This is a genomic window from Saccharomonospora sp. CUA-673, from assembly GCF_001942305.1.
Classification (GTDB): domain Bacteria; phylum Actinomycetota; class Actinomycetes; order Mycobacteriales; family Pseudonocardiaceae; genus Prauserella.
The window spans coordinates 75,034-100,065 of record NZ_MKKE01000077.1; the positions used below are offsets into that span (position 1 = coordinate 75,034).

23 protein-coding genes and 4 pseudogenes are annotated in these 25,032 nt (G+C 71.9%); 17 read left to right on the forward strand and 10 right to left on the reverse strand.

Going from position 1 to position 25,032, the window contains the following annotated elements; genetic code table 11:
- Positions 1 to 44: 44 nt before the first annotated feature.
- Genes BJF85_RS30775 through BJF85_RS24015 form a run of 3 tightly spaced genes read left to right on the forward strand, consistent with a single transcriptional unit; the run spans position 45 to position 2,222 of the window.
- Positions 45 to 845, forward strand: coding sequence for a YbaB/EbfC family nucleoid-associated protein (locus BJF85_RS30775; protein WP_075850214.1), 801 nt, complete (start codon positions 45 to 47; stop codon positions 843 to 845).
- A complete protein-coding gene (locus BJF85_RS24010) occupies positions 737 to 1,297 on the forward strand; it encodes a type VII secretion target (RefSeq protein ID WP_255375909.1) in 561 nt (186 codons plus the stop codon). The genes BJF85_RS30775 and BJF85_RS24010 overlap by 109 nt, the downstream gene beginning before the upstream one ends.
- A 4-nt stretch (positions 1,298 to 1,301) precedes the next feature.
- Positions 1,302 to 2,222 carry a hypothetical protein gene (locus BJF85_RS24015; RefSeq protein WP_075850216.1) on the forward strand — a complete coding sequence of 307 codons (921 nt, stop codon included), beginning with the start codon at positions 1,302 to 1,304 and terminating at the stop codon, positions 2,220 to 2,222.
- Positions 2,223 to 2,226: 4 nt separating this feature from the next.
- On the opposite strand, the gene BJF85_RS24020 is transcribed toward BJF85_RS24015, so the two are convergent.
- Positions 2,227 to 3,069: a hypothetical protein gene (locus BJF85_RS24020; protein ID WP_075850217.1), complete on the reverse strand. Its 843-nt coding sequence runs from the start codon at positions 3,067 to 3,069 to the stop codon at positions 2,227 to 2,229.
- Between the two features lie 38 nt (positions 3,070 to 3,107).
- Positions 3,108 to 3,749: a macro domain-containing protein gene (locus tag BJF85_RS24025; protein ID WP_075850218.1), complete on the reverse strand. Its 642-nt coding sequence runs from the start codon at positions 3,747 to 3,749 to the stop codon at positions 3,108 to 3,110.
- A gap of 81 nt (positions 3,750 to 3,830) precedes the next feature.
- Here BJF85_RS24025 and pheA point away from each other — a divergent pair.
- The 3 genes and pseudogenes from pheA (at position 3,831) to BJF85_RS24040 (ending at position 6,383) form a co-directional block, all read left to right on the forward strand.
- Positions 3,831 to 4,750, forward strand: a pseudogene (gene pheA / locus BJF85_RS24030) (prephenate dehydratase).
- Complete coding sequence (locus tag BJF85_RS24035) at positions 4,747 to 5,364, forward strand: histidine phosphatase family protein (RefSeq protein ID WP_075850219.1); 618 nt, start codon at positions 4,747 to 4,749, stop codon at positions 5,362 to 5,364. The pseudogene pheA and the gene BJF85_RS24035 overlap by 4 nt, the downstream one beginning before the upstream one ends.
- Before the next feature lie 173 nt (positions 5,365 to 5,537).
- Positions 5,538 to 6,383: a DUF4232 domain-containing protein gene (locus tag BJF85_RS24040; RefSeq protein WP_255375898.1), complete on the forward strand. Its 846-nt coding sequence runs from the start codon at positions 5,538 to 5,540 to the stop codon at positions 6,381 to 6,383.
- 17 nt (positions 6,384 to 6,400) lie between these two features.
- Here the strand turns inward: BJF85_RS24040 and BJF85_RS24045 are convergent, their stop codons facing one another.
- Entirely contained in the window at positions 6,401 to 7,720 is a 1,320-nt protein-coding gene (locus BJF85_RS24045; RefSeq protein WP_083666665.1) for an MFS transporter, read from the reverse strand.
- Between the two features lie 578 nt (positions 7,721 to 8,298).
- Here BJF85_RS24045 and BJF85_RS31765 point away from each other — a divergent pair.
- From BJF85_RS31765 to BJF85_RS24055, 3 genes and pseudogenes are all read left to right on the forward strand, one after another.
- Positions 8,299 to 8,565: pseudogene (locus BJF85_RS31765) on the forward strand (helix-turn-helix domain-containing protein); the annotation flags it as partial.
- A 167-nt stretch (positions 8,566 to 8,732) separates the two neighbouring features.
- Positions 8,733 to 9,209: a peptidoglycan-binding protein gene (locus BJF85_RS26890; protein WP_139320833.1), complete on the forward strand. Its 477-nt coding sequence runs from the start codon at positions 8,733 to 8,735 to the stop codon at positions 9,207 to 9,209.
- Positions 9,206 to 10,210, forward strand: coding sequence for a helix-turn-helix transcriptional regulator (locus tag BJF85_RS24055; RefSeq protein WP_075850221.1), 1,005 nt, complete (start codon positions 9,206 to 9,208; stop codon positions 10,208 to 10,210). The genes BJF85_RS26890 and BJF85_RS24055 overlap by 4 nt, the downstream gene beginning before the upstream one ends.
- Before the next feature lie 19 nt (positions 10,211 to 10,229).
- Here the strand turns inward: BJF85_RS24055 and BJF85_RS24060 are convergent, their stop codons facing one another.
- Positions 10,230 to 10,568 (reverse strand): metallopeptidase family protein, encoded by a 339-nt coding sequence (locus tag BJF85_RS24060; protein WP_369822293.1) that lies wholly within the window; start codon positions 10,566 to 10,568, stop codon positions 10,230 to 10,232.
- A 15-nt stretch (positions 10,569 to 10,583) separates the two neighbouring features.
- Positions 10,584 to 11,783 (reverse strand): septum formation family protein, encoded by a 1,200-nt coding sequence (locus tag BJF85_RS24065; protein WP_075850223.1) that lies wholly within the window; start codon positions 11,781 to 11,783, stop codon positions 10,584 to 10,586.
- Positions 11,784 to 11,894: 111 nt separating this feature from the next.
- Between BJF85_RS24065 and BJF85_RS24070 the strand changes: the two genes are divergently transcribed.
- From BJF85_RS24070 to BJF85_RS24085, 4 genes are all read left to right on the forward strand, one after another.
- Positions 11,895 to 12,521: a hypothetical protein gene (locus tag BJF85_RS24070; RefSeq protein WP_369822289.1), complete on the forward strand. Its 627-nt coding sequence runs from the start codon at positions 11,895 to 11,897 to the stop codon at positions 12,519 to 12,521.
- A gap of 5 nt (positions 12,522 to 12,526) precedes the next feature.
- Entirely contained in the window at positions 12,527 to 13,690 is a 1,164-nt protein-coding gene (locus tag BJF85_RS24075) for a glutathionylspermidine synthase family protein (protein WP_075850224.1), read from the forward strand.
- A gap of 94 nt (positions 13,691 to 13,784) precedes the next feature.
- The gene (locus BJF85_RS24080) at positions 13,785 to 14,231 is read left to right on the forward strand and encodes a DUF350 domain-containing protein (protein WP_075850225.1); all 447 of its coding nucleotides are present in this window, start codon (positions 13,785 to 13,787) and stop codon (positions 14,229 to 14,231) included.
- A 16-nt stretch (positions 14,232 to 14,247) separates the two neighbouring features.
- Complete coding sequence (locus tag BJF85_RS24085) at positions 14,248 to 15,150, forward strand: haloalkane dehalogenase (RefSeq protein ID WP_075850226.1); 903 nt, start codon at positions 14,248 to 14,250, stop codon at positions 15,148 to 15,150.
- A gap of 199 nt (positions 15,151 to 15,349) precedes the next feature.
- On the opposite strand, the gene BJF85_RS24090 is transcribed toward BJF85_RS24085, so the two are convergent.
- Together BJF85_RS24090 and BJF85_RS24095 are read right to left on the reverse strand one after the other, a co-directional pair.
- Positions 15,350 to 15,670 (reverse strand): helix-turn-helix transcriptional regulator, encoded by a 321-nt coding sequence (locus BJF85_RS24090; protein WP_075850227.1) that lies wholly within the window; start codon positions 15,668 to 15,670, stop codon positions 15,350 to 15,352.
- A complete protein-coding gene (locus tag BJF85_RS24095; RefSeq protein WP_255375899.1) occupies positions 15,667 to 16,110 on the reverse strand; it encodes an SRPBCC domain-containing protein in 444 nt (147 codons plus the stop codon). Before BJF85_RS24095 ends, BJF85_RS24090 begins: the two co-directional genes overlap by 4 nt.
- Positions 16,111 to 16,261: 151 nt before the next feature.
- On the opposite strand from BJF85_RS24095, the pseudogene serS reads away from it, so the two are divergent.
- Together serS and lhgO are read left to right on the forward strand one after the other, a co-directional pair.
- Positions 16,262 to 17,527 (forward strand): annotated as a pseudogene (gene serS / locus BJF85_RS24100) (serine--tRNA ligase).
- A 58-nt stretch (positions 17,528 to 17,585) separates the two neighbouring features.
- Positions 17,586 to 18,781 (forward strand): annotated as a pseudogene (gene lhgO / locus BJF85_RS24105) (L-2-hydroxyglutarate oxidase).
- 85 nt (positions 18,782 to 18,866) lie between these two features.
- On the opposite strand, the gene BJF85_RS24110 reads toward lhgO, so the two are convergent.
- Together BJF85_RS24110 and BJF85_RS24115 are read right to left on the reverse strand one after the other, a co-directional pair.
- The gene (locus BJF85_RS24110; RefSeq protein WP_075850229.1) at positions 18,867 to 20,477 is read right to left on the reverse strand and encodes an ABC transporter permease; all 1,611 of its coding nucleotides are present in this window, start codon (positions 20,475 to 20,477) and stop codon (positions 18,867 to 18,869) included.
- On the reverse strand, positions 20,474 to 21,439 hold the full coding sequence (locus BJF85_RS24115) for an ABC transporter ATP-binding protein (protein WP_075850230.1): 966 nt from the start codon (positions 21,437 to 21,439) through the stop codon (positions 20,474 to 20,476). The genes BJF85_RS24110 and BJF85_RS24115 overlap by 4 nt, the downstream gene beginning before the upstream one ends.
- A gap of 143 nt (positions 21,440 to 21,582) precedes the next feature.
- Between BJF85_RS24115 and BJF85_RS24120 the strand changes: the two genes are divergently transcribed.
- A complete protein-coding gene (locus tag BJF85_RS24120; protein ID WP_075850231.1) occupies positions 21,583 to 22,218 on the forward strand; it encodes a TetR/AcrR family transcriptional regulator in 636 nt (211 codons plus the stop codon).
- A gap of 172 nt (positions 22,219 to 22,390) precedes the next feature.
- Complete coding sequence (locus BJF85_RS24125; protein WP_083666669.1) at positions 22,391 to 24,091, forward strand: glycosyltransferase family 39 protein; 1,701 nt, start codon at positions 22,391 to 22,393, stop codon at positions 24,089 to 24,091.
- A gap of 18 nt (positions 24,092 to 24,109) precedes the next feature.
- Here the strand turns inward: BJF85_RS24125 and BJF85_RS24130 are convergent, their stop codons facing one another.
- A complete protein-coding gene (locus BJF85_RS24130) occupies positions 24,110 to 24,928 on the reverse strand; it encodes an HAD family hydrolase (protein WP_075850232.1) in 819 nt (272 codons plus the stop codon).
- Positions 24,929 to 25,032 lie beyond the last annotated feature (104 nt).

Consider the following 25,032-nt stretch of genomic DNA (forward strand, 5'->3'; position numbering starts at 1 on the left):
CGATCAGGGGAGAGCGCCACCAGCGGAGACAGGGGAGAGAACCGATGACCGCGCCCGATTCGATGCCGGATCCCACGAAGCTCGCCGACAATCTGAAGACGTGGGCGCAGGGTCTCGAACAGAAGGCCGCGCGCTACGGCGAACTGCAGAGCCGGCTCGACGCGACATCCGTGACCCGCACGTCATCGGACGGTGCCGTGCGCGTGACCGTCGACGCGAAGGGCGTGCCGACGGAACTGACGATCACCGACCGCGGACGCGGGGCCGATCCGCAGGCGTTGTCGGCCGTGCTGATGTCGACGATGCGCCAGGCGCAGGCCGAACTGCGGGACCGGGTCGCCACGCTGACCACCGAGACGGTCGGCGACGACGGCCCCGGCAACGACGTCGTCGCCGGCTACCGCGACCAGTTCCCCGACCCCGAACCCGCGTTCGGCGGGTCGCCGACGAGGCGACCCACGACATCGGCGCGCTCGAGGACGAGACTGCCGAGTACGGCACGGAACCGCAGGACACGGACTCGCGTCCGAGTTCCCGACCGGCCCGCGACGAGAGTGGGCGCAGCGGCGACAGCACCGACAGCACCGACGGCACCGACGATGACGACGACGGCTTCGGCGGATCGATCCTGCGGTGACCGGTCGGGTCGGCCGCTCGGGAAGGGGAGCAGATGGCACCGAAGGGTGACGAGGAGTTCACCGTCGACACCGATCAGCTGCGCACGCATGCGGGCACGATCGGTGGGAAGGCCGAGTCGGTGGGCACGGCGGCGGAAGCGGCCTCGCACGTGGCCGATCTGGGCGACGCCTACGGCATCATCTGCCAGCAGATGGGCCTGCCCATGATCCTGATGGGTCCGCAGCAGCGCTGCGCGCAGATGATCGCCGACGCGCAGAAGGACTTGCAGCAGCTGTCGGACAACCTGACCAAGGCCGCCGACGCGTACGACGAGCAGGAGCGCGCAACCAGCGCGAGACTCAAGCGGCTGGCCGAGGAGCTGGGCCGGTCCGGCAACTTCGACGGCCCGAACGGCGGCGGCTGCGTTCCCATGCCGAACCCGACCCCGCCGCTCCCACCCGGCACCCGTCCGACACCCATGCCGCCCGGTGACGACGGGGCGGTGCCGACCCCGACACCCATGCCGACGCCCATGCCCCCGCCGGGTGGTGGGGAGCCGGTGCCGATGCCGACACCCACCCCGCCGCGGGGCGGCGACGTGCCGCCGCCCGCGCCCATGCCCACGCCCCTTCCGCCTCCGGTGACCGAGCCGGGCCAGGGCGACGTCCGGGAGGTATGAACCGATGTCCTCACCGCTGATCGGCGACGACCCGTCGTCGGACAACCCGCTCGTCGACGACGGCACCGACGCGCGCAACGAGTACGACGTGCTCGACAACCCGGCCAACGCCGTCGGTGTCGCCGGACTGGCGCTCGGTGGCCCCGCGGGCCTCGGCCTTGCGGCCGCGACCGGCCAGTTCGACAACATGACCGGCGACACCGCAGGCGATGCGGCCTACAACCTCGCCAAGGGCACGATGGCCCAGGGTGTGCTGGACATGGCCGGGCAGATCCAGGACGGCGACTGGGCCTCCGCCGTCACCAGCGCGGTCGGACTCGGCGTGGACATCGCCGGCGCGATCTCGGACCCCATCGCCGCCGTCGCGAGCCAGCTGCTCGGGTGGATGCTCGAACACGTCGAACCGCTGCGCATGGTGCTGCACCAGCTGACCGGCGAGCCGAGCATGGTAGAGGCGTACGGGCAGACGTGGGCCAACGTCGGCGAGTCCCTCGCGACCGACCAGGGCGAATGCGTGACCGCGTTCATCAACGAGACCGGGACCTGGGGCGGTGTCGGCAAAACCGCCTACGCCGAGAAGCTCGGTCAGGCCGTCACGGAGATCCGCGCGGCCGTCGAGGCGTCGTCGGCGCTGGAGAGCGCGTCGATGCAGATGGCGCAGGTCGTCGCCGCCGTGCGCAACTTCGTCCGGGACCTGCTGGCCGATCTGGCCGGCACGCTGGTGAGCGCGGCGATCCAGGCCGCGACGGTCGTGCTCGCGCCGAACGCGGTCCGCTCCATCATCCAGCGGATCGCCCAGGTGGCCATGGAGACGTCCAACGTCATCGGGTCGCTGTCGGTGGCCATCTCCCGGCTCAGCGCCCTGTGCGTCGAGCTGATCCAGTCCCTCGACGACGTCAAGCAGGCCCACCGAACGACGACCTGACCCGTCAGTGCGGGGTCGGCACCTGCCGGCCGAGGTTCTGCAGACGTGCGTGCAGCTGGGCGGCGAACAGCGGCGGATTCCTCACCGCGAACGGCACCTCGCCGTACGGGGTCGCGACGACCACCACCGGACCGGCCGGCACGGGGACGCGCCCGTCCAGCAGCGGCTCCGCGCCCGGATCGACGCGGGCGAAGCGGATGCCCGTGATGTGCTCGAGCGGCAGTTGCCCGGAACCGACCGTGAACCTGACGAGGCCGCCCGACGCGGCCCGTAGCCGCCAGCGCAGCGCCTGACCGTCCATCGACACCCGGCAGTCCCGGAGGGTGCTGTGCATCCGCATGTCGTGCTCGAGCAACAGCCCGGGGGCCGCGGCGGCCAGGGCGATCGGGTCGGCGGGCGACGTCGGGTCGCCGGCCGGGGAGCCGTACAGCATGCCGTGCGCGGACCAGGTGGCCAGCGAGGCGGCGACGACCGCGACGACGGCGATGACGACGAGCACCCACGCCGGTTCACGCCCCTGGAACGCGGACAGCACCACCGGGAACACCACACCGTACGGCTGGAGGGCGCCGAGCCCCGCGACGCGGAGCATCCACCACTTGCGCTGCGGATGGGTCAGGTAGCGCGAGGACAGCACGAACCACAGCAGGTACGCCGCGATCGGCACGACGAGCAGCACCGAGAGCGCCGCCGCCCACCACCGCGACAGGACGAGGGCGATGACCGTCGTGACGAGGACGACCGTCTGCGAGCCCACCACGGCGACGGTGAGTGTCGTACTCGCCCGCGACCACCGTCGTTCGAACTCGGCCTGCCACTCGGGGCGCACGGCGAACGGCTGCGACATGACCGCCGATCGTAGCCGGAAACGCCCAGGTCGCCCGGTCAGCCGAAGACTTCGTCCCAGGCTGCGGCGACCTGGTGGGCGCAGGTGTCGGGGGCGACGCCGCCGACGCCGGTGCCGAGGCCGGGCATGGCGATCGTGGTGATGACGTCGCGCAGGGCGTGGGTGCCTTCCTCGGTCTCGACGGTGCCGGTGGACCACAGGTCGAACACGGCCTTGGCCGCGAGGTAGGGGTGCACGGTGTCGGGCGGCAGCTGTTCGCCGGGTTCGCGCATCGTGGGCGCGCTGATCAACCATGCCGGTTCCGGTTCGCCGGTGGGCACGACGAGCGCCTCGCCGACGGGCAGCTCCCCGCCGTGCGAGGCCAGGACCGCGCTCCGCACGCGCTGTTCGAGTTCGGGGAAAGCCTTGGCGTACAACGCATCGATGCCGCCGCGCATCCAGCCGTACGAGTTGGCGGGGCTCACCAGTGCCTGCGCGGGAATGTCGAGCACCGACCCCTGGTGCACCGACACGGTGCCGGACACCTTCTCCGGCACCGTCTCCCACGCCCGCGCCAACGGTTCGTCGATGGCGCACAGGACGAGCCGCGGAGTGGCGCTCGACTCCCCGGTGCCGCGTCCGGCACCGGTCACGTCAGCCACGCCATTCCACGTCATATGGGTGCCTGATTCGGCGGTCACGTATACAGCATTGCAAATGCGCGCAACTCGTGTAACGGGCTGTGGGAGTGAACATCTTCGCGGTCGGTAGCCTTGTCCGTTGTGGTACGCATCGCGTTCTTCGGCCCGGAGGGCACGTTCACCGAACAGGCGGCGAGGGTTCTCGCCGGCGGTGACCAGCTGGTGCCTGTGGAGACCATCCCGGCGGCGTTCGACGCGGTGCGCGGCGGAGCCGCCGACGGCGCGTGCGTTCCGGTCGAGAATTCCGTCGAGGGTCCGGTCACCGCGACGCTCGACAGCGCCGTGTCCGGCGACCCGCTCGTCGCGGTCGCGAGGCGCTCCTGCCGATCCGGTTCACGGTGCTCGTGGGCGCCGACCGCGATCCGGTGGCCGACCCGCCGCGCACCGTCGCCAGCCATCCGCACGCGCTCGCACAGGTCCGCGACTGGCTCGCCGAGCACCTGCCGGACGCCGAGCAGCTGCCCGCCTCGTCCACGGCGGGCGCGGCCGTCGGCGTCCTGAACGGCGAGTACGACGCGGCCGTCGTCGCCCCGGTCGCCGCCGAGCACTACCCGCTCAAGACCCTGGCCACCGACGTCGCCGACCTCGCCGACGCCCGCACCCGTTTCCTGCTGCTGCGCAGGCCGGGCACGTTGCCCGCGCCGACCGGCGCCGACCGGACGTCGATCGTCGTCGCCGCGGCCAACCGCACCGGTTCGTTGGCCGGGCTGCTCGCCGAGCTGGCGACGCGCGGCATCAACCTCACCCGGCTCGACGCCCGCCCCGTCAAGGGCGACTACGGCACCTACCGGTTCTTCTTCGACTTCGAGGGCCACATCGCCGAACCCCGCATCGCCGACGCGTTGACGGCGCTGCGCAGGCGATCCCTGTCCGTGGGCTTCCTCGGCTCCCATCCGCGCGCCGACGGGGTCGCGGCCACGATCGAACCGGGCGCCGGTAACGACGACTTCGTCGCCGCCGACGCATGGGTCGAGGCCGTCCGCAAGGGAGAGATCGCGTGAGGCTGTACCTGGTGCGGCATGCCCAGAGCGAGGCCAACGTCCACAAGATCCTCGACACCGCACTGCCCGGCCCGCCGTTGACCGAACTGGGCCGGAAACAGGCCGACGCGCTGATCGACACGTTCGTCCCGCAGCAGGTCGCCGCCGTGTACGCCTCCCACGCGACGCGCGCGCAGCAGACCGCGGCGCCCCTGGCCGACGCACTGTCGCTGCCGGTGCGGGTGCTCGACGGGGTGCACGAGGTGTCGGTCGGCGACCTCGAGGGCCGCGGCGACCGGGAGGCCATCGAGGCCTACGGCACGGTCGTGCACCAGTGGGTGCAGGGCAACCTCGACGTGCCGCTGCCCGGCGGCGAGAGCGGCCGGCAGGTGCGGAGCCGCTACCTCGCCGCCGTCGACGCGATCCGCGAACGCCACCTCGGCACCGCCGACACGGTCGTGCTGGTCAGCCACGGCGGCGCGATCCGGCTCGCCGCCGAATGGCTCGCGCCCAACGTGACGCCCGAGATCACCGACACCGGCCTGCTGCCCAACACCGCCCACGTCCGCCTCGACGCCGACCCCGACCACGTCTGGCGCTGCTCCGAATGGGCGGGAATTCCGGTGTCGAACTGACGCCTTCGGCCGGGCGGAATTCGCGTTCATCCAGGCTCTCGTTCCCGGCTCGGTTCGCCGGATAGGGGCACGTTCCGTCGCACCATCGGCGCATTGTGGAAAGAATCCACGCAACCGATCGCGTTTCCGTTACGTCCTCGGGGTAGCCGACACTCGGCACAGGGAGGCGCGTGATGGACAAGATTGGTGAAACCGCCCCGACCACATCGGCCCGGCGCACGCCGGCAACCGTCGCAGGCACCGCGGTCGCGGGGGCGCTGGCCCTCGTTCTCGCAGGTTGCGGCGGCGCCGGAGCCGACCCCGCGGCAGTACACGGCGGCCTCGACGTCGCCCCGCCCGCGATGCCGGGACAGCAGTCGACCGCGCAGGCGCCGGAAGAATCCCCCGCGACGCAGGGTCGCGACAACAGCGGCGACGGAAACCGCAACCACATCGGCAACAGCAACAACAGCAACAACGACAACAATCGCCTCGAAAGCGACGGAAATGCCGCCGGAACGGTAGGGGATGCGCCGAAACAGGCGGTTCCGACAGTTCCCGGGGGTGCGAATACGGGTGAGAATCCGGCGGGCGAGTCCCGGGAGGGTGCCGGCGCGGAGTTGTGCCGGGCGGGCGATCTCGAGCTGTCCCTCGGCCGCGGCGAGGGTGCCACCGGCACGCACTACCGGCCGCTGCGGTTCACCAACACCGGCGACGCGCCGTGCGCGCTGCACGGATTCCCCGGCGTCTCCTACGTCGCGGGCGACGACGGGCACCAGGTCGGCCCGGCCGCCTACCGCGCGGGAACCAAGGGCGATCCGGTGACGCTGCAGCCGGGGCAGGTCGCGCACGCACCCGTCGGGTTCGTGCAGGTGCACAACTACGCGCCGGCCGACTGCCACCCCACGCCCGTGCGCGGGCTGCGCGTGTACGCGCCGCAGGAGACCGACGCGATGTACCTGCCCGCCCCGGGCACCGGCTGCGCGACCACGCCGCAAGGACACCAGTTGACCGTCAAGACCATCGAGCCGGGAGGCTGACGACCCCGGACGCGGTGTCAGTCCCGCGTGGTCCCGTCCTGCGTCGGGCCGTGCTCGGAGTCGGCGGAATCCGTCGGCTCCGCGGCCCGGGCCCGGGCCTTGCTACGGGTCAGGTGGGTCGCGGCGATGAGCGTGACGACGGCGAGGGCCACCTGGCAGGCGCCGGAGAACGCGAACGTCGCGCTCGTGGTGCCCAGCACGGTGGTCAGCAGGCCGCCGAGCAGGGCGCCGACGGGCAGCATGCCCCACACCACCGTCCGCCACACGCCGAGGACCCGGCCGAGCAGTTCCTCGGGCACGAGGCGGTAGCGGACGGTGGCGAGCAGGACGTTGGCCACGACCATCGCGGCCGCGAACAGTCCGAACAGGACCGCGCCCAGCACGGGGTTGTCGGTGAGGCCCATGGCGATGAACCCCAGCCCGCTCGTGGCCATGCCGCCCGCGAGCACGTAGCGGGCGCGGAACCGTTCGACCAGGCGGGACGCGACGGCCGCGCCCGCCAGTCCGCCGACCCCGCCCGCGAGGCCGAACACGCCGAACGCCGCCTCGGTCAGCGACAGGTCCTCCAGCGCGTACAGCACGAGCTGGGCCTGGGCGAGCTCCGAGGTCAACGCGAGGCCGCCCGCGGCGATGACGAGCCGCCACATGGTCGGTTCCCTGGTGAGCCACCGCATGCCGTCGCCGAGGTCGCGGCGTAACGCGGCCGCGGGGCGTTCGTCGGCCGGTGGTCGTTCGGGGCGGAAACTGCCGGCCAGGGCGATCATCAACGCGGCGGCGATCGTGAACGAGGCCGACGTCAGCAGGAACGGGAACGCCGCGAACACGGCGAACGTGAGACTGCCGAGCGGTCCGCCCGCGAACGTCTGCCCGATGATCTCGGTGGCCTGCAGTTTGCTGCTGGCCCCCGACAGGCCGCTCTTGTCGACCACCGAGGGCACGAGGACGTTGGCCGCGCTGTCGGCGACCACCTCGGCGACGCCGACGACCACGGCGCCGACGTAGACCATCCAGATCGACGCCTCACCCAGCGCGACGAGCACGGCCATGCCGCCGATCGCCGCGGCCCGGGCCGCGTTGGCGACGACGATCGCCTTGCGTCGGTCGATCCGGTCGAGCATCGCGCCCGCCAGGACCGCCAGCAGCAGCCAGGGCAGGAACTGGGCGGCCGACAGGCCCGCGATCAGCACCGGGTCGCGCGTCACCGTCGCGGCCAGCAGGGGGAACGCGACCTTCGCGATGCCGTCACCCAGATTCGCGGCCGCGTTCGCGCCCAACAGCAGGGGTAGTCCTCGCCGGCTGCGCGGGGGAGCGCCGGCGCTCGGGGCATCGCTGGGCATCGATGTAGAGCAGAGCGTGTCGGCGTGTTCGCCGCCAGTGATTCAACCCGAATGGGCGAGTGGTTTGTCCGAAGATGCAACTTTCGCAGGGGAGAGATCACCCTGTTGGCCCTGGAAAGTCGACAAGTTGATCTCTACCGCGGCCCGCTGAGCGCCGGTGTGTGGATGCCGTGCGGCGGTTCGGAGAGGAGGTGCCCGGCGGCCGAAACCGGCCGCCGGGCACCTCTTACCCCCAGTGGTCGCGGACCTGTGCCCGGCCCGTGCTGGGCCCGGCGGCGGTCCGGTCGTGTTCGTTCACCGCCCTTCCCCGTGCGGTGAACGGGACTGGAGTGACCCGGGTCGATCGCCCCTCGTGCGCTTCCCCCAGCGGTTCCCTGCGAAAGACCCGGGTCGGCCGCAGGCATGCGGTACCTGCGTGCTTCCAGCGTGCGGGTCGCGGTGGGGCCGGGGCCAGACGTCACGGCGAAGTGGGGTGTCCCCGGGACGAATGCGCCGGCGACCTGCGGTTGGGCCGCGGGCTGTGATGTCCCGCCGGGACGCCGGGGAGCCCTTCCGGTGGCGGGACTCGACCGGGCAAGATGCAGACGTTTGCACCTTGTGCCCGGTTCGACGTACCCGAAGGGGGTCATGTGGCTCGGTGGAGAGAGCTGCCGGAATCGCTGGAGCCGCATGCGCGCGCTCTCGCCGAGGCGTTGCGCGAGCACAAGGACCGCACCGAGCTGAGTATCGCGTCGATCGCGGCGCGGACCGAGGTCAGCACATCGTCCTGGGATCGCTACCTCAACGGAAGGGCCCTGCCCTCGCAGCACGCGATCGAGGGAATCGCCCGCCTCGCCGGCGCCGCGCCCGCACCGCTGCTGGCTCTGCGTGAGCTCGCCGCCGAACCACCCGCCGACCAGGCCGACCCCGAACCCGGGCCGGATCCCGGACCCCGGTCCGAACCCGCCCCGCGCCGGTCCCCGCTCCGGCTCCCAGCCCGGCCGTGCAGTTCCGGCCGGTGCCGTGGATCCCGATGCTGCTCACGAGCGTCACGACGGCACTCGTCATGCTCGCCGGCCTGCTGGTGCTCGCCCCCTGGGAGAACACGGAAGGCGGGGGTGCGGCCCAGGACGGTGCCGCCCAGGGAGGTGCCGCCGAGGACGACGGGACGCTGGACGAGCCGCCGCATCCGCAGTTCGGCGAGTACACCTTCGAACCCGGCGCCCGCCACGAGTGCGACGTCGACCGCGATGCCGACGACGACCTCCTCTACGCCGGCTACAGCCGCAGCCGCACCGACCTCGTGCTGCCGGACACGCAGGGCTGGACGGTCGTGGAGATCCAGTGCCTGCTCGAGCACCACGACATCGCGCCCGGCGCCGTCGACGGGCAGTACAGCTGGGCCACGGACCGTTCCGTCCGGCGCCTGCAGGACCAGGCGCACATCGCCGTCGACGGCATCGTCGGCCCCGACACGTGGCGTGTGCTGCGCGGACAGGAGGAGCCGTGACCCGGCCCGACCCCGAGTCCCAGTCGCAGGGCCGGTCCCAGCAGCGGTCGCGTGCCCGGCGGACGGCGCAGCCTGCCGTCCCGCCGGAGAGTGCCCGGCTCGCCGAGACGCTGGGCGAGATCCGCTCCGCGACGCGGCTGAGCCTGGCCGCGCTGGCCGCGAAGACGCCGTACAGCAAGTCGTCGTGGGGCCGGTATCTGAGCGGTGAGGCCGTGCCGCCGCGCGACGCCGTGACCCGGCTGTGCGCGCTCGCCGGCGTCGAGGCCGACCGTGTCGAACGGGTCGTGATGCTGCGCGACATCGCCGACGAGGCACGGAAACGACGCGCTGCGGCGGAGGCCGGCACCGGGGCCACACCGCCCGACCCACGGCCCGAAACGGAGTCCGGCGGGGACCACGGGGCCGATGCCGCGCCGGCGTCCCGCGGGGAGGCGCGCAGGTCGGGCTACCCCACGATGGTCGGCGTGGCGGTGGTGTCGGTGGTCGCGTTGGTGGGCGTGCTCGCCTGGGGCCTCCTGCCGGGCGGCGACTCCGGCGGCGAGTCCGGCGAGCCCGGCGGCGGGGGACAGGTCGCCGCCGGCGGCGATGTCGAACACGCCCCCTCCGGTGCCCGGCCCGGCACCGAGGAGGGCGGCCCGCTGTGCCGGGGTGAGGAGTGCGCCGGTGAGGACGCGGAGACGCTCGCGTGCGCGACGGTCGACTCCCCGCCCGTCCCGGTCGACGAGAGGCGGTTCGCCGAGGGGACCGTCGTGAAGATCAACAGTTCGCCCGGGTGCGAGACGGTGTGGGCGCGCATCGACCGCGGCGTGATCGGCGACGTCGTCGAGGTCGCCGGGCCGGACGGCGAGGCCGGGGAGACCCAGCAGGCGCTGGTGCGCGACGAGTTCGACGCCCGCGGCGCACTGGCCACGCCGATGCTCGCGGTGCCGGCAGAACGGCTCGACCGGGTGCGGGCCTGCCTGGTCCGCGACGGCGAGCGGACCTGCTTCACCGGCGGCTGAGCAGGCCGGTGAGGGGGCCTCAGCCCCAGCCGAGCTCGTGCAGGCGCCGGTCGTCGATGCCGAAGTGGTGGGCGACCTCGTGCACGACGGTGATCTTCACTTCCTCGACGACGTCCTGCTCGCTGTGGCATATCGCGAGGATCGGCTGCCGGTAGATCGAGATGCGGTCGGGCAGCACGCCGCCGTAGTCGTGGCCACGGTCGGTCAGGGCCACGCCGTGGTAGAGGCCGAGGATGTCGGGCTCGTGCTCGTCGTGCTCCTCGACCAGCACGACCACGTTGTCCATCGCGGCGGCGAACTCGGGTGGTAGTTGGTCGAGCGCCTCGGAGACGAGCTCCTCGAATCGGGTCAGTGGCATGTCGACCGCCACGCGTCAGCCTCCGTTCCCCGGGATCAGATCGGTCAGGTCGCCCGACTCCTCGGAGTCGGGCACGGGGGACTGCGACGCGCCGTGGTCCTGGCCACCGCCGTTCTCGCCGTCGTTGCCGCCCCCGTTGTTTCCGCCCTCGTTGCCACCGCCGTTGTTGCCCTGGCCGCCGTCGTTGCCACCGCCGTTGTTGCCGTCGCCGCCGTTCTCACCGCGGCCGTCGGTGCCGTCCTGCGAGCCGCCGCCCTCGTCGGTCTGCGCCTGGCCCTCGGCGTCCTTGGAGACGCTGCCGCGCACGGGCGCGAGGCCGCTGTTGTCCTCGAGCAGGGCGGCGACCTTGCAGTTGACGAGCGTGGAGCCGGCGTCCCAGCTCTCCTGGGTGCGGGTGTCCCACGTGACGATCAGGCCCTGTTCCCGCAGGTCCTGATCGCCGGAGTACTCGTTCGCGAGCCGGTTGCAGCGCCGGTCGAGGAACTCGTCCTGGTCCTCGGGCTCGGGGAAGGAGTCGAACTCGTTGGCCAGGTTGACCACGGCGACCATCTCGTAGGCGTGCTCCTCGGCGCAGTCGATGGGCGCGGTGGGCGAGCCGTCCTCGATGCCGAGGCACGTGCCCTCCTCCCAGACGTCCGACTGGTTGAGTTCCGACACGGGCGCCTCGAGCGGCTGCAACGACCCGTCGGGGGCGGTGCGCTGCAGACCGCAGTGCAGTTTCCGCTCGCCCTGCGACCACTGGTGCTCGTCGGGCTGCAGCACGCCGATGCTGAGCTTGCCCTCCGGGTCCAGCGGCCCGCCGAGGTACTCGCCGGCCGACTCGCCGCAGCGCTGCATCGTCAACGTGCGCCAGGCGTCGTCGTTGGGCTTGGCCGCGTTCGGCGGGTACTGCGCGGAGATGTCGACGGCGTCGATCACCTCGAACAGATGCGGCTCGGTGCAGCTGACGGTGCGGATGTCGGCCGCGTCGGGGGCCTGCCAGGTCAGACACGTGCCGGGCGGGGAGCTGAACGCCTCGTACCGGGCGACGGCCGCGGCCTCCTCCCGGGCCTGGTGGCGCTCCTCCTCGGTCTCGAAACCCCAGCCGAGCACCCAGGACAACGACATGGCCGCGATGGCGCCGACGAAGACACCCGCGACGAGCACGCGGGTACGACGTGCCGACTTGCTTCGGGTTCGGTTCTCCGACGGGAACCGGCGACGGTCGTTGGACATCAACTCTCATGATGCCTGATGCCCGCTCGTGACGACGTCGCAAGAGTGGGTCGCTAGGCTGGGGATCAGCCCCGAGTGGGTGAGTGCGTGCGACAGGTGGAGCCTTCGAACATGAGCGACGAGAACAACCCGACCGGCGGTTCGCCCGGTTCCGGCCCGGGCTCCGGAGGTCGGGGCGAGCCGCCCGACCGCGGAGGCATGCGGTTCCAGGATCCGTCGTCGACGACCCGCCGCGAGCCGACGCTCGCCGAACAGCGCGCCCGGCGGCAGGCCGTGCTCGAGGAGCGGGAACGCGCCGAACAGGCCGAACGGGCGCAGCTCGCGGCCGACGAGCGCTCCGAGACGCGGCGCAAGCTGTTCATCGGCGCCGGTGTCGGCGTCGGCCTGGTGGGGCTCGTCGCCGGCTGGTATCTCGTGGCCCAGCCCGACGAGGTGACGGCCACCTGCACGACCGCCGACGGCACGGTCGTCGAGGACGACCGGCTGTGTGACGAGGACTACGCCCAGCAGCAGGGCGGCTACGTCGGCGCGGGCGGGTTCATGTTCATCCCGTTGCCCGGCGGCGGGATGCAGCAGTACCGCTACAACTACGGCGGCACCGGCCAGCCCGGCCAGCAGGTGCAGGGCGGCACGTTCAACCGGCCCGACAACGCCAACATCACCAGCAGGTCCGGCACCACCGTGCAGCGCGGCGGGTTCGGCGTCAGCGGCGGCAGCTTCGGTTCGGGCGGGGCCTGACGCGCATGCATCGATCGACCGCCGCGCCGCGGCGCGACTGGCAGCGCACCGTCGAGGAACAGGGCCTGGTCTTCGGCACGCCCGCCCGGTACGGCGACGGCAAGGCGCGCCCCTACTGGGACGAGTCCGTGCACTACGTGCTGCCCATGGACGAGGTGCTCGCCCTCGAGGCCGACGTCGAACTGCTGCACTCGATGTGCCTCGAGGCCGTCGACCACGTGATCACCGCCGAGCGGTACGCCGAGTTCGGCCTGCCCGAGTGGTCGTGGTCCTACATCGCCGAGTCGTGGAAGCGCCGCGATCCGCACCTGTACGGCCGGTTCGACCTGCGCTACGACGGCCGCGGCCCTGGCAAGCTGCTCGAGTACAACGCCGACACCCCGAGCTCGCTGCTCGAGGCCGCGGTGCTGCAGTGGCACTGGAAGACCGAGGTCTTCCCCGACGACGACCAGTGGAACTCGATCCACGAACAGCTCGTCGAACGCTGGCAGCACATCGCGGGGTTGCTGCCGTCCAACGAGGTGCACTTCACGTGGTCGAGCGCCGACACCAGCGGCGAGGACCACATCACCACCACGTACCTGCAGGAGACCGCCGCCGAGGCCGGACTCGACACCGTCGCGCTCGTCATCGAGGAGATCGGCTGGGACCCGCTGCTCAAGCGGTTCGTCGACCTCGAGGAGGCGCCGATGTCCACGGTGCTCAAGAACTACCCGTGGGAATGGGTCGTCGAGGAGGAGTTCGGCAGGCACGCGGCCGAATCCGCGCCGCAGACCCTGTGGATCGAACCGCAGTGGAAGATGCTGCTGTCCAACAAGGCGCTGCTCGGCATCCTCTGGGAGAACTACCCCGGACATCCCAACCTGCTGCCCGCGTTCAACGACCAACCCGGACTGCTCACCGAGTACGTGCGCAAACCGAAACTCGGCCGCGAGGGCGCCAACGTGCAGATCGTCGCGCCCGGCTACGAAACCGAGACCGGCGGCGTCTACGGCTCGGAGGGCTACACCTATCAGGCGTTCGACCCCCTGCCCGAGTTCGACGGTTTCCGCCCCGCACTGGGCGCGTGGATCGTCGGCGACAACGCCGCGGGCCTGGGCATCCGCGAGACGGCGGGTCTCGTCACCGACGACGGAGCCGCCTTCGTCCCGCACCGGATCCCGGAGTAGTCCGCGCCCGCGGCCCTGGTCCGACTCCGGTGCGACACACCCCGTGAGCTTTCGGCGGCAGCTGTCGCCGAACCGACGTTAAGGAGACACCGACGTGCTTCTCGCCCTGCCCGAGGACTTCGGCGGCTACCTCGCCTGGGGAATCGGCGCGATCACGCTGTACGCGATCGTCGGCCTGCTGCTGATGTTCGCGGGCTTCTACGCGATCGACTTCACCACGCCCGGCAAGCTGTCCGATCTGGTGCGCCGCGGCCTGCCGAACGCCGTGATCATCGTCTCGTCCGGTCTGCTGTCGATGGCGTTCATCGTCGTCGTCGCGATCTGGGCCTCCACCGGTGACCTGGCCGAAGGGCTGATCACGTCGCTCGTGTTCGGTTTCATCGGCATCGTCGTGCAGGTCGGTGCGGTGCGGGCACTCGAGTTCGCCACCCGCATCGACGTGCGCTCGACCGTCGAGGACGAGAAGTTCCAGCCGGCGAGCCTCGTCGTGGCGGCCGCGCACCTCGCGCTCGGTCTCGTGGTGGCCGTCGCCATCTCGTAGCAGCTACCGTGGCCGCGTGCGGCTACTGCGGACTCCAGAAGATCGTTTCGAGAACCTTCCCGACTTCGACGTTCCCCAGCGGTACGCCGAGATCGACACTCCCGAGGCCGGCGTCGTGCGCGTCGGTTACGTCGAGGCCGGCCCGGCGGACGGGCCCGTCGTGCTGCTCCTGCACGGCGAGCCCACCTGGTCGTTCCTGTACCGGAAGATGCTGCCGGTGCTCGCCGACGCGGGCATCCGCGCGATCGCGCCCGACCTCGTCGGGTTCGGCCGCTCGGACAAGCCCGCCGACGTCGCCGACCACAGCTACGCCGCCCACGTCGAGTGGATGCGCGCGTTCGCGTTCGACGCGCTCGACCTGCGCGACGTCACGCTCGTCGGCCAGGACTGGGGCGGGTTGATCGGACTGCGGCTGGTGGCCGAGCACCCCGAGCGGTTCGCGGGCGTCGTGCCGGCCAACACCGGCCTGCCCACCGGCGACGAGGGCATGCCCGACGTGTGGTGGAAGTTCCACGACGCCGTCGAGAACGCACAGGTCCTCGACGTCGCGCGGTTCGTGCAGTCCGGCTGCCGCACGGAGTTGGGTCAGGCCGAACGCGACGCCTACGACGCGCCGTTCCCGAACGAGATGTACAAGGCGGGCCCGCGCGCGATGCCCGGGCTCGTGCCGACGACGCCCGACGACCCGGCCACCGAGGCGAACCGCGCCGCGCGGGCGACGTTGGGCAAGCTGAGGGTTCCGATGGTCGTCGCGTTCTCCGACGGCGACCCGATCACCGCGGGCATGCGTCCCGTCCTCGAACGCCTCCCCGGCGCCGAGGGTCGCGAACACCCCGTGATCACCGGCGCCGGCCACTTCCTCCAGGAGGACAACCCCGAAGCCCTGGCCGAAGCCGTCAAGACCCTGGTGCACCCCTAACCCCTCGCCGTGTCAGCACCCCACGCGGCCGTGTCAGCAATCTGCGTCGCCGTGTCAGCAATCTGCGTCGTCGTGTCAGCAATCTGCGTCGTCGTGTCAGCAATCTGCGTCGTCGTGTCAGCAATCTGCGTCGTCGTGTCAGCATTTGGCGTCGCGGTGTTGGCAACTCGCGGCGCGGTGTTGGCGTTTCGGGGACGGGTCACGGGCCTTCGGCGGCGCGCTTGATCGCCTCGAGTCGGCGGTCCCACTGGTTCGCCAGCGCCGACATCCACGAGGCCGTGGCGTCGAGGGCCTCCGAACGCACGGTGTAGCGGACCTCGCGACCGGTGCGTTCGGCCGCGACGAGTCCGGCCTGGTCGAGCACTCCGAGGTGCTTGACGATCGCCTGCCGCGACACGGGCAGATCCGCCGCGAGCACCGACGCGCTGGCCTGTCCGCGCGCGGCGAGCGCGTCGAGCAACGCCCGCCGGGTCGGGTCGGCCAGCGCGCCGAGTACGGCGTCGACCTCGGGTTTCGTCACGCGAGCGCCGTCTGCAGCTGCTCGATCACCCAATCCCAGCCTCCGCTGTTGTCCTTGAACGCCTGCCGCCCATCGTGCTCGGGCAGCGTCGCGAACCCGCTCTCGACCACGCGCAACCGGGTCCCGCCCGCCTGCTCGGTGAGCGTGAACTCGACGAGTGTCGAATCGCCGGAGCCCGGCGTGCGGCCCGGGTAGGCGCTGGCCCAGCGGTACGCGAGGTAGGTGTACGGCTCGGACGTCTCGATGACGGTCGGATACTCGACGTCCTTCTCGTCCTTGGCGACGAACGTCGTGCCCGTCTCGATCGCCGGCTGCTCACCGTGTTCGTTGACCCAGAAGAACTCGGTCAGCTTGTCCCACACGCGCTGCGGCGGTGCGTCGATCTGGATCTCACGTTCGATCCGGTCCATGTCCATGATCTCGGTGCCCTCTCTGGTCAAAGCCTCTGCCGATGCTCCCGAGGGCCCTTTGGTCGCGTTCAACGCAACTATGGGGCCCTTGGGAGCTTTTTTGCGTGCAACCACAGGGTTGCACGTCCTCGGCGTTGATGCAACCCGTCGGTTGCAGTTGGAGGACGGTTAGGATCCCTGTGTGATCGACCTCAGGACTCTGCGCGAAGACCCGGCCTGGTGCGCGCCTCGCAGCGCGCCCGCGGTGAGGACCAGGGCGTCGTGGACCGGCTGCTGTCCCTCGACGCCGAGCGCAGGTCCGCGATCGCCGGCGCGACCAGCTGCGCGCGAGCAGAAACAACTCGGCAAGCAGATCGGCAAGGCCGCCGGCGACGAGAAGCAGGAACTGCTCGCGCGCGGCAAGGAACTGGCCGCGAAGGTCAAGGACGCCGAGTCCGAACAGGCCCGCACCGGGGAGGAGTTCGAGGAACTCCACCGTGCCGTGCCGAACATCGTGCTCGACGGCGTCCCGGCGGGCGGCGAGGACGACTTCGAGGTGCTCAAGCACGTCGGCACCCCGCGCGAGTTCGACTTCACCCCGCGCGACCACCTCGACCTCGGCGAACGGCTCGGCGCGATCGACATGGAACGCGGCGCGAAGGTGTCGGGCTCGCGGTTCTACTTCCTCACCGGCGTGGGCGCGCAGTTCCAGCTCGCGCTGCTGAACATGGCCGCCGCGCAGGCCGGCGCGCAGGGCTTCCAGCTGATGATCCCGCCGGTGCTCGTGCGGCCGGAGGTCATGGCGGGCACCGGATTCCTCGGCGCGCACGCGTCGGAGATCTACCACCTCGACGAGGACGACCTGTATCTCGTCGGAACGTCGGAGGTGCCGCTCGCCGGCTACCACGCCGACGAGATCATCGACCTCGGCTCGGGCGCGAAGCGTTACGCTGGCTGGTCGACGTGCTTCCGCCGCGAGGCCGGTTCGTACGGCAAGGACACGCGCGGCATCATCCGCGTGCACCAGTTCGACAAGATCGAGATGTTCGTCTTCTGCCGGCCGGAGGACGCCGAGGCCGAGCACGAGAAGCTGCTCGCGTTCGAGGAGGACATGCTCGCCAAGATCGAGGTGCCGTACCGCGTGATCGACACGGCGGCCGGCGACCTCGGCACGAGCGCGGCGCGCAAGTACGACTGCGAGGCGTGGATCCCGACGCAGGAGGCCTACCGCGAGCTGACGTCGACGTCGAACTGCACGACGTTCCAGGCCCGCAGGCTCGGCGTGCGCTACCGCGACGCGGGCGGAAAGCCGCAGGCGGCCGCCACCCTCAACGGCACCCTCGCCACCACGCGCTGGCTCGTCGCGATCCTCGAGAACCACCAGCTCGCCGACGGTTCCGTGCGCGTGCCCGAGGCGATGCGCCCGTTCCTGGGCGGCCGCGAGGTCCTCACCCCGTCCGGCGAGTAACCACCGGCCCCCGCGAGGGCTGCCCTCCGGGGCGCGGTGATCGTTAAGGTGGGCCGCCGTGCAACGAGTGGTCGTGATCGGCGGCGGGATCCTCGGACTGGCGGTGGCGCGCGAACTGTCCGCGCGCGGCGCCGACGTGACGCTGCTGGAGAAGGAAACCCGCTGGGCGGCGCATCAGACGGGACACAACTCGAACGTCGTCCACGCCGGGCTGTACTACAAGCCCGGGTCCTACAAGGCGCGGATGTCGGTGGCGGGCAACCGGTCCATTCTCGCCTTCGCCGCCGAACACGGCGTTCCCGCCGAGGTGTGCGGCAAGCTCGTCGTCGCCACCGACGACGCGCAGCGCGCCCAGCTGCGGGTGCTCGCCGACCGTGCCGAGGCCAACGGCGTGCCCGCGCGGCTCATCGGCCCGGCCGAGGCGCGCGAGTACGAACCGGAGGTGGCGTGCGTCGAGGCGTTGCACGTCGCCTCGACCGGGATCATCGACTTCCCCGCCGTGTGCGAGGCGCTCGCGCGCGTGTCCGCGCAGGCGGGCGCGGAGCTGCGCACCGGGGCGGAGGTCACGGGCATCAGGCCGCGGTCGGGTGGTGGCGTCGAGGTCGCGGTGCGGTCGCGTCCGGTGCCGACGTGGTGCGCGGCGACGTGCTCGTCAACTGCGCCGGACTGCACGCCGACCGGGTGTCCGCGCTCGCCGGCGTGCGCCCGCAGGCGCGCATCGTGCCGTTCCGCGGCGAGTACTACGCGCTGCGCCCGGAGAAGCGACATCTGGTGCGCGGGTTGATCTACCCCGTGCCCGACCCGGCGTTGCCGTTCCTCGGGGTGCACCTGACGCGGATGCTCGACGGCACCGTCCACGCCGGACCGAACGCCGTGCTCGCGCTGCGTCGGGAGGGCTACCGCTGGCGCGACGTGTCCGCCCGTGACGTCCTCGACGTGGCACGGTTCCCCGGGTCGTGGCGGCTCGCGCGCCGGTATGCGTTCCCGGTGGGCCTCGACGAGGTGCGACGTTCGTTGTCACGGCCGCGGTTCGCGCGGAGCCTGGCGCGGCTCGTGCCCGCGGTCGGCGTCGACGACATCGAACGCCACGGCGCGGGCGTCCGCGCGCAGGCGTTGCTGCCCGACGGATCGCTCGCCGACGACTTCCTCATCGACCGCGCGCCGGGACAGGTGCACGTCCTCAACGCCCCGTCCCCGGCCGCGACGAGCGCCCTCGAGATCGCCCGCCACATCGCCGACGAAACAGAAGCCTGACCCTCCGCCCGGCCGTGTCAGCACCCTGCGTCGCCGCTTTGTGCCAACACGGCGACGTGAAGTGCTGACACGGCGACGGGAGCTTTTACGGGGTGAGGTCGCGGCGGCGGAAGGTCAGGACGCCGACGGCGGTCAGGGCGAGGCCCGCGGCGAGCAGGGCTCCCGGTGCGGCCACGGCGACGTCGCCGCCGGGCAGCTCGGGCATGTGCTCGAACGGCGACAGTGCCGTGACACCGCCGGGCAGGTCGAACGCCGGACCGAGCACCGATGCGACCGCGGCGGCCGTCAGCACACCCCACGCGGCGGCCGATGCCCGCGGCAGCAGCCCGAACAGCGCCGCCGTGACACCGCCGAGCAGCCACACCGCGGGTAGCTGCGCCAGCGCGGCGCCGGCGACCGAAGCCACGTGGCCCGGTTCGCCCGCCATCAGGGCGTACGCCGCACCGGCGGCGGCCCCGCCCGCGGCGAGCAGCCACGCACCGGCGACCGCGGAGATCGTCAGCTGCGCGAGCAGCCATCGTCTGCGGTCGAGCGCGCCGGCCAGCAGCGGTTCGGCGCGTCCGGCCTGCTCCTCGCCCCTGGCGCGACCCGCGGCGCCGACGACGTACGCGGCGACCGCCACGGCCAACAGCAGCACGGTCATGCGGAAGAACACGTCGGTCGGCTCGCCCGCGCCCGCCCCGCCGAGCATCGCCTGCAGCTCGGGGTTGCCGCCGAGCATGTCGTCGGCGGACTCGGCGGTCGCGCCGAGCGTCGCGGCGGCTACCACGACGCCGACGGTCCAGCCGGTGACGTTGCCGCGTTGCAGTCGCCAGGCCAGGCCGATCCCGGTGGTCAACGATGCCGTCGCCGCGCGCGGTCCCGGCCGGTTGGCGACCATGCCCTCGCCGAGGTCGCGCCGCGATTCCAACGTCACCGCCGCGACCGTGCACACCGCGGCCGCACCGGCGACCAGCAGCAACGGCCACCACCGTTCGTCGGCGAACGGCCGCGTCGCCTGCGCCCAGCCGACGGGGGAGAACCACGTGAGTGCACCCAACGACCCGCCGGCGTCGCCGGCACTGCTGACGTCGCCTGCGGCCCTGGCGAGGTAGGCGAGACCGAACACGGCACCGGCGATGGCGTACGCGCCGCGGGCGTACTCGGCCAGCTGCGCGGCGACCGCGGTGACCGCGGCGAACACGACCCCGATCGACGTCAGCGACAGTCCGAACGCGACACTGCCCGGCCACGAAAGTCCTTGCACGCCCAGGGAAACCGCGACGGTCGCACCGATCAGGACGTGCAGTCCGGTGACGACGAGCAGGGTCGCGGCCAGGCCGGCGTGCCGGCCGACGCGGGCCGAGCGCAGCAGCTCGAGTCGGCCCTGTTCCTCCTCGCCGCGCGTGCCGCGGCCCACGAGCAGGATCGACGCGAGCGCGATGCCGATCGCCACCGAACCGCCGACCTCGAAGACGATCAGCCCGCCCAGGTCGTGCAATCCGTGCCCGGGTCCGTTGAGCGCGATGCCCGCCGGGCTCGCACTCGCCATGCGCGCGTACGCGTCGAGGTCGGCCTGCGTCGGATACAGCGAGTCGAAGGACTCGACAGCCACGAGCGGCAATGCGATCAGCGCCGCGAACCACACCGCGAGCCGCACCCGGTCGCGGCGCAGCGTCAACCGGATCAGCGCGGCCGTGCCGGCGAACGTCGTCATCGGTGCGTCCCTTCGAGCTCGCCCGGCGCGCCGGCGTCCACATCGGACTCCTCCGTGTCGGCCCCCTCCACGCTGTAGTGCCGGAGGAACAGCTCCTCGAGCGACGGCGGGGTGCAGGTGAGGGCGGTGATGCCGAACGTCGTGAGGGTGCCCATGGCCTCGTCGAGGTGGTCGGCGTCGACGTCGAAGCGCACATGGCTGCCGCTCCCGTCCCCGTCGATGGTGGCGTCGTGCACGCCGGGCAGGCCGGCGATCGCGTCGGCGGGCAGGCGGGTGTGTGCGTCGACCGTCGTCCGGGTGAGGTGGCGCAGGTCGGCGAGCGTGCCGGTCTGCACGGTCGAACCGGCGCGGATGATGCTCACGCGGTCGCAGAGCTTCTCGACCTCGGCGAGGATGTGCGAGGACAGCAGCACGGTCCGCCCGTCGGCCGCGGCCTCGGCGATGCACTGCTGGAAGACGGCCTCCATCAGCGGGTCGAGGCCCGAGGTCGGCTCGTCGAGGATCAGCAGTTCGGCGTCGGAGGCGAGGGCTGCGACGAGGGCGACCTTCTGCCGGTTGCCCTTCGAGTACGTCCGGCTCTTCTTGGTCGGGTCCAGTTCGAAGCGCTCGAGCAGTTCCGTGCGGCGCCGGCGGTCCAGTCCGCCGCGGACGCCGGCGAGCACGTCGATCACCTCGCCGCCGGTCAGGCCCGGCCACAGGTGCACGTCGCCGGGCACGTAGGCGAGCCGGCGGTGCAGGTCGACGGCGTCGGCCCACGGGTCGCCGCCGAACAGGTGCACGCGGCCCTCGTCGGCGCGCAGCAGGCCGAGCAGCACGCGGATCGTCGTCGACTTGCCTGCGCCGTTGGGGCCGAGGAAACCGTGCACCTCGCCGGGTTCGACCCGCAGGTCGAGGCCGTCCAGGGCGCGGAACCGGCCGAACCGTTTGACCAGGCCCGCCGCGTCGATGGTCAGCGTTGTCATCGCGACTCCAAGGCTGGGAGCGACTCCGCATCCGGGAGTGACTCGAATGTGGAAGTGACTGTCATGTGACAGCAACTCTACGGCCGTGTCCGATATTTATGCAAGTGACTGTCAAAGGACAGTCACTGCTATGGTTGGTGGTCATGGTGAACGGGGTCGAACCGCTGCGCGAGCGCTACCAGCGGGAACCGGGACTGCGCGAGCGCAAGAAGCTCGCCGCGATGCGCCACATCCAGGACACGGCCGTGCGCCTGTTCGTCGAGCACGGTTTCGCCGCCGTCACCATCGAACGCGTGGCCGCAGAGGCCGAGGTGTCGCCCAGCAGCGTCTACCGCTACTTCGGCACCAAGGAACACCTCATCCTCTACGACGAGACCGACCCGGTGGGGCTGCGCCGGTTCGACGAGCTCCTCGCCGAACACGAGCCCGTCGACGCGCTGCGGCGGTTCCTGCGGGAGATCGAGAGCTACGTGCCCGACGACACCGGACAGTTGCGCAGCCGCCTGCACTTCATGCTCACCGAACCGTCGGTGCGCCGGGTACTCGGCGAGGAGATCGACCAGGTCGAGGCGGTGCTGCGGGAGATGATCGCGGCCCGGACGGGCCTCGAGGCCCACTCGATGCGTGTGCGTGTGTTCGTGACCGCGATGGTGCGCGGCATCATCGCGGCGGTCGAGTACTGGCACGACACCGGCGCCCGCGAACCGCTGGGCGAGGTGATCGACGAGGCCGTCACCATGCTCACCGAGGGCCTGTCGTTCCCATCGGTGGCCGGTTGAGGGCTCCGGGGTGTGCGCGAAGTGCCAACACGGGGACGTGGATTGCCAACACGGCGGCGTGAGGTGCTGACACGCCCGCGTGAAGTGCTGACACGGCGACACGGCCACCTGGCGGAGGCGCCGCGGCGTCGTTCTCGGTACGTTGCTCTCGGCTCCGGGCGGGGGTGATGGGGTGTTCGCCGTAATCGCGGTGATCGCACTGTGGATGTGTGTCGCGGTGCTGCTCGTCGTCGGCTGGCGTCGATTCGCCGTCGAACGCGGCTGGCGGATCGCGGCGCTCGTCGCGGCGACGGCCGTCGCGGCCGTGCACCAGCTCGTCTACCGAACCGTGCCCGACGAGGCGCACGTCGGCTTCCGCTACGCCCGCAACATCGCCGACGGGTACGGCGCCGTCTTCAACCCCGGCGAGTACGTCGAGGGCTACACCGACTTCGCGTGGCTCGTGCTGCTCGGGCTCGGGCGCGCCCTGACGGGCGGTGAGGTCGAGACGATCGCCGTCGTCCTCGGCGTCGCGTGCGTGCTGCTGACGGTGCTCGTCGTGTACGCCCTCACCGGTCGGATCCTGCGCGGCACCGATCCGGCGTTCGCCGTCGCGGCCGCCGCGGTCACGGCGGGCGTCGGCTCGCTGGCCGCCTACGGGCCCTCCGGACTGTCGACGCCGCTGTTCGTGCTGCTCGTCCTCGCGCTGGTGTACGCGCTGGTGAACGGCAACCCCGTGCTGGCGGGGGTCGTCGCGGCGCTGGCGGTGATGACGCGGCTCGACGGACTCGTCGTCGCGGTCGTCGCCGGAGCCTGGCTGGTGGCCGTCGCGGCGAGCAGGCGGGTGTCGTGGTCGGCGCCCGCGGTGTACCTGCTGGGTGCGGCCGTCCTGCTCGTGCCGTGGCTGGCGTGGCGCATGACCTACTACGGCGAACTCGTGCCGACCGCCGTCGTCGCGGGCCTCTCGGCCGGCAGCGACAGCGTGCTGGGCCGGCTCGACGAGGGCTGGACCTACGTCGTCGACTTCGCCCTGACGTACCAGGCGTTCCTGATCGTGGCCGCGGTCGCGATCGGCGTGCTCAGCTATCGGCGCGGACCCGGCGCGCGCTACGTGTGGCTGCTGCTGTGGCTGGCGATCGCCGAGGCGCTGTTCGTGATCGTCGCCGGCGGTCCGACGCTGCCCGCGTGGGGCCAGCTGGCGCCCGTGCCCGTGCTGCTGGCCGTGGCCGCGGCGAGCGGGTTCGCATTCGCTGCGGCGGGAGTGCGGGACGGTGTCGACGATGCCGAGGCCGAGGACGTGCGGGCCGGGCGTTCCGGGGCCGGAGCTTCGGGAGCTTCGGTTTCAGGGAGGTCGGACTCGGGGCCGGAACGCGCGACGGCGCCGGCGGCCGGGCGTGGGGTGGCGCTCGTCGCGGTGGCGCTCACCGGACTGTCGCTGGGTCTGAGCCTCACGCGGATGGCCCCGGTCATGCACGAGCTGCGCGACGTCACCGACGAGCTCACCGACATCGGTGCGTGGCTGGGGGAGCACCTGCCGGCGGGGACGGCGGTGAGCGCGATGCCGGCGGGGGCGCTGTCGGCGGCGGCCGGGTCGGAGCTGTTCATCGTCGACCCGAGCGGCACGACCGACGACCATCTGGCCCGCAACCCGCAGGACCACGCGTACGTCGTGGGCAGCCGCATGCCCGCGGTGGTCGTCGACCTGGCGGGCGGCTACCTGCCCGAGCGCACCTGCGAGATCCGCACCGAGTACGCCGGCCCGTACGAGGTCGTCCCGTTCCGGGCCGCCGCCGAGGGCGAACGCTGGGTGGAGCTCTACCTGAGCCGCCCCTTGGCAGCCCAACTCACGGAGACCCTCTCCGCCCACCCCCACTTCACCGCCCACCCCTGCTGAGGTGGGCCCTCGGGGGCGTCAGAACCAGCGTTCGAGGACTTGGGCCACGCCGTCCTCGTGGTGGGGTGCGGTGACCTCGTCGGCGATGTCGAGGACGGTGGGGTGGGCGTTGGCGACGGCGACGCCGTGGCCGGCCCAGCGGATCATCTCGACGTCGTTGGGCATGTCGCCGAACGCGATCGTGTCGTCGGCGCCCAGGCCGAACCGCGCGGCGACGCCCGACAGGCCGGTGGCCTTCGTGACCCCGTGCGCGGCCAGTTCGATGAGCCCGCCGCCGGTGGAGAACGTGATGTCGACGTGCGCGTCGAGCACCTGGCGGGCGGCCTGCGCCATCGCCGCCGACGTCATGTTCGGGTGGCTGACCAGGAGTTTCACGGCGGGAAGGCCGACGACCTCGGCGCGCGCGGACCGCGTTCCCTCGCCGCCGTCGCCCCACGGGTTGTGATAGCCGGTCTCGATCACGAAGGTCTCGACGTCCGTGTCGTGGGCGCGGGTGCCGACGCGTTCGGCGGCCAGGTGACAGCCGGGCAGCACGGATTCGAGCGCGTCGGCGGCCATGGCGAGCTCGTCGGGCTGCAGCAGTCCGTGCACGTCGACGACCCGGTCGGCGCCGATGTCGTAGAGCACCGCGCCGTTGGCGCACACCGCGTAGCCCTCGAGGCCGGCCTGTTCGGCGACCTGCGGGATCCACCGCGGCGGCCTGCCGGACACGAGCACCACCGGCACGCCCGCGCCGACCGCGCTGTCGACGACGTCGACGGTGCGCGCGCTCAGGTGGGTGTGCGTCGACAGCAGGGTGCCGTCGACGTCGGACGCGATCAGACTCGGTTTCTCCACGTCGTCCAGTGTCCCAGAGCGTGTCGCGACGCCCCGCGTGTTCCGCGTGACACCGAGTCGAACGCCTGGTGGCGACACGCCGGCCGGTACTCGACGTGGGCATG

Excerpts from the sequence above, each read along its gene's own strand:
- BJF85_RS30775 (WP_075850214.1), top strand. The coding sequence starts at position 45 with ATGACCGCGCCCGATTCGATGCCGGATCCCACGAAGCTCGCCGACAAT.
- BJF85_RS24015 (WP_075850216.1), top strand. The coding sequence starts at position 1,302 with ATGTCCTCACCGCTGATCGGCGACGACCCGTCGTCGGACAACCCGCTC.
- BJF85_RS24020 (WP_075850217.1), bottom strand. The coding sequence starts at position 3,069 with ATGTCGCAGCCGTTCGCCGTGCGCCCCGAGTGGCAGGCCGAGTTCGAA.
- BJF85_RS24040 (WP_255375898.1), top strand. The coding sequence starts at position 5,538 with ATGGACAAGATTGGTGAAACCGCCCCGACCACATCGGCCCGGCGCACG.
- BJF85_RS24045 (WP_083666665.1), bottom strand. The coding sequence starts at position 7,720 with ATGCCCAGCGATGCCCCGAGCGCCGGCGCTCCCCCGCGCAGCCGGCGA.
- BJF85_RS26890 (WP_139320833.1), top strand. The coding sequence starts at position 8,733 with ATGCTGCTCACGAGCGTCACGACGGCACTCGTCATGCTCGCCGGCCTG.
- BJF85_RS24060 (WP_369822293.1), bottom strand. The coding sequence starts at position 10,568 with ATGCCACTGACCCGATTCGAGGAGCTCGTCTCCGAGGCGCTCGACCAA.
- BJF85_RS24065 (WP_075850223.1), bottom strand. The coding sequence starts at position 11,783 with ATGTCCAACGACCGTCGCCGGTTCCCGTCGGAGAACCGAACCCGAAGC.
- BJF85_RS24070 (WP_369822289.1), top strand. The coding sequence starts at position 11,895 with ATGAGCGACGAGAACAACCCGACCGGCGGTTCGCCCGGTTCCGGCCCG.
- BJF85_RS24075 (WP_075850224.1), top strand. The coding sequence starts at position 12,527 with ATGCATCGATCGACCGCCGCGCCGCGGCGCGACTGGCAGCGCACCGTC.
- BJF85_RS24110 (WP_075850229.1), bottom strand. The coding sequence starts at position 20,477 with ATGACGACGTTCGCCGGCACGGCCGCGCTGATCCGGTTGACGCTGCGC.
- BJF85_RS24115 (WP_075850230.1), bottom strand. The coding sequence starts at position 21,439 with ATGACAACGCTGACCATCGACGCGGCGGGCCTGGTCAAACGGTTCGGC.
- BJF85_RS24120 (WP_075850231.1), top strand. The coding sequence starts at position 21,583 with ATGGTGAACGGGGTCGAACCGCTGCGCGAGCGCTACCAGCGGGAACCG.